This is a genomic window from Methanoregula sp. (assembly GCF_002835825.1).
Taxonomy (GTDB): Archaea; Halobacteriota; Methanomicrobia; order Methanomicrobiales; family Methanospirillaceae; genus Methanoregula.
Map to the genome: position 1 here is coordinate 1 of NZ_PIZH01000141.1, position 5,361 is coordinate 5,361.

The 5,361-nt window shown below is 58.6% G+C and carries 5 protein-coding genes; 2 read left to right on the plus strand and 3 right to left on the minus strand.

What is annotated here, in order from left to right:
- The 3 genes from CW742_RS06445 to CW742_RS06455 form a co-directional block, all read right to left on the minus strand.
- Positions 1-672: hypothetical protein (locus CW742_RS06445; protein ID WP_292418080.1), on the minus strand; the 672-nt coding region annotated here is incomplete at its 3' end.
- Positions 673-1,112: 440 nt separating this feature from the next.
- A complete protein-coding gene (locus tag CW742_RS06450) occupies positions 1,113-1,928 on the minus strand; it encodes a hypothetical protein (protein WP_292418082.1) in 816 nt (271 codons plus the stop codon).
- Positions 1,929-2,017: 89 nt separating this feature from the next.
- Positions 2,018-2,947, minus strand: a complete 930-nt coding sequence (locus tag CW742_RS06455; RefSeq protein WP_292418084.1) for a cation diffusion facilitator family transporter — start codon at positions 2,945-2,947, stop codon at positions 2,018-2,020.
- A 193-nt stretch (positions 2,948-3,140) separates the two neighbouring features.
- Between CW742_RS06455 and CW742_RS06460 the strand changes: the two genes are divergently transcribed.
- The gene (locus CW742_RS06460) at positions 3,141-4,475 is read left to right on the plus strand and encodes a response regulator (RefSeq protein ID WP_292418087.1); all 1,335 of its coding nucleotides are present in this window, start codon (positions 3,141-3,143) and stop codon (positions 4,473-4,475) included.
- Between the two features lie 207 nt (positions 4,476-4,682).
- Positions 4,683-5,361 (plus strand): pirin family protein (locus CW742_RS06465; RefSeq protein ID WP_292418090.1); only part of this gene is annotated, 679 nt, incomplete at its 3' end.

Genomic DNA, 5,361 nt, shown 5'->3' on the forward strand with positions numbered 1-5,361 from the left:
CAGTTCGACCGTGTAGAAGATGCGGTTGCCCTTTGCCCCCTCGACAAAGCACCAGACCTTCACGGGTTTTCCGGTCGCCTTTGCAACCGGCTCTGCCATCTCGGCAAACCGCTCGGAGTACCCGGCCCAGATCGCATCGGCCTGTTCAAAGGTGACCGGGTACGGGTCGCGGTACGATTCGCCGAAGATCATGACGCTCCCGTTCACCGGGAATGCCCGCTCGTACCAGTGCTCGTTCATCATCCGCTCCCACGAGGGGTACGGGTAGTAGCCGTTGATGCCCATTGCCCAGATCGCCCGGTTGGGTGGATCGGCCTTCGCAGCCGGCCCTTCGTTCACGGTGTCCAGCAGGCGCAGGAGGCTCCCGTGGTTTCCTTTGGCCGAGTAAAAGCCCATGTGGACCTGCGTGCCGGGTGTTGCAAGCAGCGGTTCGTAGGCCACTGCCTCGGTAAAGAGCTGCTGTGTGTAGGTCGGATCGCGGACCTGTTTGAGTTTCTCAACAGGGTCGACAAAGACCGGCTCGTGCGGTGAGACGGCCGGGCAGCTGGCGGGTGCAGGGGTGGATGCTCCCCCCAGAAGGAATGATGCGGCAAGGATGCAGGCGAGAAAGACGATCCCGGCAAGCAGGAGGATGCGGGGATTTTCAAGCGGGCTGTCGGGCGAGGGTGCCATGAAATTACCTTCGTGTTGCCCGCTTAAAAAGTGATCAGAATTAGGGTCTGTAGAAAACCTGTGTGGGATAGTATTAGATCGGGATGGAGCCACGGGCGCTCGGGGTCTGCCGACCCTCGCCACGCGAAGAATCCTTCGGATTCTTCTCATCCTCACAGTCTGATGACTGTTCGGACCGTGGAACCTGGTTGTATGCGAGCATTGAAAATTAACCGAGGGGGTCAAGGGGGCTTGCCTCCTTGGGCTGCATCGAAGAACCCTTTGGGTTCTTCTCCTTCCTCATCGTCCTGATGAACCATTCGGACTCCCCCTCTGGGGGCCGAATAAAGGGAGGTCGAGACGAACGCTTTAGCGTTCTTCGAGCGAGAGAGGGGGTCACACTCGTAATTCCCCTGCGTGCATTATGACAGGGAAGGACTTCTTCAGAGTCCAAAAGGTTGTCACGTCAGCGCTTGAGGTAGCGTTGCATTGGCCGAACCGAGGATCCAGTCATCCGGTCTCTCCCAGTCAGCATCGACACTCCGGGCAAAATACAGCTGCACGAGTCCTTTGTCTTCGAGGTTCTTCAGCTCGGGGAACTCGTACTTCGCAAAGACCCGGCCCGGCTTTGCGCCCTCGACAAAGCACCAGACCTTCACGGGCCGGCCGGTAGCGGCCGCAAACATCTCGGCCATCCCTGCGTACCGGGCGGAATACTCGCCCCAGATCGCGTCTGCCTGTTCGTAGCTGACCGGGGAGGGATCGCGGTAGGTCTTTCCGGCTATCGTCACCGTGCCGTTCGCCGCCATGCTCCGGTCAAACCAGTGTTCGGAGAGGATCCGGTCCCAGGCCGGGTACTGGTAGTAGGCATTCGCCCCCTCGTTCCAGATCGCCCGGTTGGGTGGGTCGGCTTGTGCCGCAGGGCCTTCGTTCACAATATCCAGCAGACGGAGTACGCTGCCATGATTTCCCCGCCCCGACCAGAAGCCCATGTGGACCTGTGTTCCCGGTGCTGCCAGCAGGGGTTCGAGGGCCACGGCTTCCGAATAGAGTCTGCCGGTAAAGGCCGGGTCGCGGAGTTCGCGGAGTTTTTCCTCCGGGCTTGTGAAGAGTGGGCCCGGGGGCGTGTTCGGGACAGCGGCGCAAGTACCGGCAGGAGCGGTAATGTTCGATCCGCCCGCAAGGAACGCTGCCGCAATGAGGGCGAAGAGAATGAGGATTCCTGCAAGAAGAATGATAACGTGCCGGTTGCCGGAAAAAGGCCGCGGGATTGCCATGATACAACCTTTCCGTTCAAACGTAAAAAATGCCCGTACCGGATCGGAAATGCCGGCAGATCCCTGGTAATCACAGGATACCGCTTCCCTTACAATCGGCAGCCCGTAGGAATAATATTCACGGAACTCTTCGGGATCTTTTCTTCGAGCGATTCTTTCATCCGGTCCATGATCTCCTGCACCTCGCTCATCCGCATATCTCCCGGGAACTCCAAAAAGATCTCGATGTAGATGCTGCCCCCGCTGCGCCGGGACCGGATTGCATGGACCTGCTCGTACCGGTCGAAATGTCCGGCAAGTTCCCGCATGACGACAAGCTGGAGTTCTTCTTCAAGCGTGCGGTCAAGGAGATCCGGAAGCGACTGGCGGATCATACCGTACCCGGACCGGAAGAGAATACCGATGATGACAAGGGATGCAACCGGGTCGATATAGACCGCCCACGGGTAGGCAGAGCAGAGGACGGCAAATACCAGCGCGAGAAAGACCACGAGATTTGCGAATGCCTTGAGCCGGAAGAGGCGCCACTGCGAGTCCATCAGGGGCGAAGGTTCGTGCTGTGCAATGCGGTAGTTCCGGAACCAGAACCCGGTATCGATGACGATCATGATAAGGGTGATTGCCATGCCGACGGCAATCCCGCTGGTGCCAAGAACCGCCGGCATAAGGAACTTCATTACTGCGATGCCAACGAGGATGAAAACGGAGATGAGGAGTATCCCGCCGGTTATGATCCGCGCGATGTTTTCGAACTTTCCCATCCCATAGTCATAGGTGCCGTCCCCCCGGGCGATTTTCCGGGCAATCAGCCAAGCGACAACGATACCGAGGGCTTCATTGATGGTTTTCATGACCGATGCGTACAGGGTCACCGAGCCGGAGAGGATGGCCGCAGCAAGCTTGGGGATAACGGAAACAACACCGGCAAGAATGTTGTAAAAGAGTGCCCGCTCCCGCTCCTGCTCGCCGCGGTGGATCAGCGCGATCCGTTCCTCCGAAAGCCCGGCCTGCCTGCGCATGGTATTCCGGTAGTATTGGTACAGGGATGGAAAAAACTACCGGGCAGCCCAACAGTCCGGGTCATGCATGCAGGATTTTTCCCGTGCCTCTTTGCAGGTGCCCCGGTTCAGCAAACAAACTACATCAAGACAATAATTCATATTGGAAGAGATTAAATACTCCAGCATGGTGATTTGAGGCGGGTAAACCAGCATGACAAAACCCCAGCAGCGATCCGGTGACGATGAGCGGAAGGATACAGGCAAACCCGCTCCGGTAGTGTATACTGCTGATGATGTAGAACGGATCCGGAGGGAGTACGATGCGAAATTCTCGGAACTGGAGCACCGGATCTTAAAAACCATTGAGAAAGCGGTGGGTCCGAAACAAGGCGAAGGAACACCGCTCCGCATGACCATGCCGCAGTCCAGCCTCTCCTGGATCGAGAAGGCCACGCCCCGTCAACTGATCGATCTGTTCGGGACTTCCGTTGCCGGGGGGCAGAAAAGACCCAATCCCGGGACCTTGTTCATGGCATGGGGCGCACTGTTCTCCAGCCTCTTTTTATCCAGTTCGGACCTCCAGAACGATATCGATACAATCAGCCGGGAAGACCGCGAGCTGCTCTGCCGGGTGATCCACGATGACTGTACCCGAAGCGGGGGAAAGTTTGTCTTCACCATCCTCCAGAAGGGGGCAAACCTTGACCGGGCAGCGCTTGTCGTCATTGCAAACCTCAGCGACCTTGCCACGGTCACGCAGGACGGGGAGCCGGCAATCATCCTTCTTATCAAGACCTGCGACAAGAGTATCCGCCCGCTCCTGATCGAAAAGGCCGGGAAACGACTGCTTGCCGGGGTGAATGACCGGGACGGGATACCGGCCCTCTTTTCAGTCTTTGGCCTCGGTGACCTCAGCGTGTACGACATCGAGGCTGTCGAGAAAGTCTTCACAAAGGAGGAGCTCAAAAAAGTTGTCCCGAAGACCGGCCTTGGCAGGAGCGCGTTCGATGCTTACACGGAGATTGCGACACGGCTGAAGGAGAGCCTGGCCCACCAGAGAAAGTCGTTCATGAACGCCCGGGCGGGCGCAGCGGCAGAAGCCGGAAACGGGAAAACCGGTGAGGACGGGGCCGCATCGGCTGAGGGGAACGGGCACAATACAGACGAACCGGGGGAGCCGGGCGACACGTCCATCCTTATCCTTGTCGTGGACGACAGCAAAATTTTGCGCAGCCTCTTACTCCAGCACTTAAAGAACCTCGGGTATGAAAACATCATCGAGGCACAGACCGGTGATGAGGCCGTGGTTGTTGCCGCGGAAAAACACCCGTATCTGGTGTTCATGGACATCAACATGCCCGGGAAACGCGATGGGATCGCTGCTGCCAGTGAGATCCGGAAGACCACGGATGCGCGGGTCATCTTCCTGACCAGCTGCTGCAACAAGGAGACCATCGACCGGGCACGGGATATCGATCCGGATGGTTATATCCTGAAACCGTTCAGCGAACGCAATATCCGCGTTGCCCTGCGGCTGCTGAGATGAACGGGCAGGCCGTACGGGAGTGCTGACGCCCGGCCGGAACATACGGCATTGCAGTTGCCCCGGGAAGGCTATGATACCGGGATGACCGGATGAGTCCCCGTATCGTGGCTTTCAGCCAATCCTTTTTTTGGCCGTGTTCATGCGGGGCCCCTTTCATCCATGGCACTTTCCGCAGGTTTATGTCGCAGTCGTGCCATAGGACACCATATGAGCACGACAAGATCGATTGCAGGGACTTCGGTTTCCCGGCTGACCCGGGAAGGGGCTGGTGTCCGGCTCCACCGGGCGTTCGGGTACAACGAAATCCCGGCGTTCGACCCGTTCCTGATGCTCGATGACTTCCGGGCAGACAGCCCGGACGAGTACCTTGCCGGGTTCCCGTGGCACCCGCACCGGGGTATCGAGACCGTGACGTACATGCTCGAAGGTCGCGTCGAGCATGGCGACAGCATGGGCCATAAGGGCAACGTGCCGGCCGGGGGCATCCAGTGGATGACTGCGGGGTCGGGGATCATCCACCAGGAGATGCCAAAACCGGTGGACGGGAAGATGGGGGGATTCCAGCTCTGGGTCAACCTTCCCCGGAAGGATAAGATGATGGCCCCGCGGTACCAGGAATTGCGGGCCAACGAGATCCCGCGTGTCACGGTGCCGGGTGGGGCGGAGGTACGGGTTGTCTGCGGGTCCATCGGAGGAGTAACCGGCCCGGTCCGGGACCTGATGGCGGATCCCGAGTATCTCGACGTATCACTGGGACCAAAGATGCAGTTTTCTCACCCGGTGAAAGCGGGATACCTGGCAGCAGCATACGTTTTTTCCGGGTCGGGTACATTCGACTCATCGAGCGGAGAAATGCTGGGGAACCGCACGATGATCCGGTACGATT